1 protein-coding gene is annotated in these 709 nt (G+C 42.6%); it reads right to left on the reverse strand.

Going from position 1 to position 709, the window contains the following annotated elements:
• Positions 1–214 precede the first annotated feature (214 nt).
• The coding region (locus tag G3T14_RS24495) for a hypothetical protein (RefSeq protein ID WP_204263059.1) at positions 215–709 on the reverse strand (495 nt) is incomplete at its 5' end.

Below are 709 nucleotides of genomic sequence, written 5' to 3' on the forward strand. Positions count from 1 at the left end.
CCTGTCCCTTATAACAAAAATATTCTTTAAATCCGTATTCCGTCCATGCCATGCCTGCGGATAGAAAAGGATGAAATGGTTACGAGAACATCCATATACGTCTTCAAGAAAACGTTGTATTTCATCATATTCGGACAGTTTAGGTCTGTCTATTTTCATAATTTCCCATTCGCCGCCTTTACCTACGGCTGATAAATACCGGTTATACCATAATTTAGAATTTCATCTGTAACTGCCACCTTAAGAACAGCGCGTCATCACGGTTTCCTGCGGCATAAAAATCACCGGGCTTGAAATATTCAAAGTACAGATGGCCGTCAACATTCTGTGAAAATTTCTGCGTAAGCACTATATGCTCCAGATGCCCTCTTTCTTCACCTGTTACAAAAAAAGGAGCGCCGGTTGTCTGCGGTTCGTTGGCGCTCAGATAGTTATATGCCAGTGATAAACCTGTTTTTTCCGTCAGTTTCATGTCAAGCTTCGCCCTCCACAACTGCAGGTTGGTCCAATAGGCAGGTTCTCCTCTTTCTATAGCATAACCAAAAAGATAAAGTTCGCTTATCCACGGCCATTTTGAAAATACGGGATTCCATCCGCTATCGTCTCCGGTGGTATAGTCGCTTTCTCCCGAAAGGTACGCATAACCTATATCAAAAGACGGAGAAAACTGTACATCCTTGAAAAACCTGGTCAGATAGACGTATCCAGA

It is taken from the genome of Methylobacterium sp. BTF04, assembly GCF_010692745.1.
GTDB lineage: Bacteria > Pseudomonadota > Alphaproteobacteria > Rhizobiales > Beijerinckiaceae > Methylobacterium.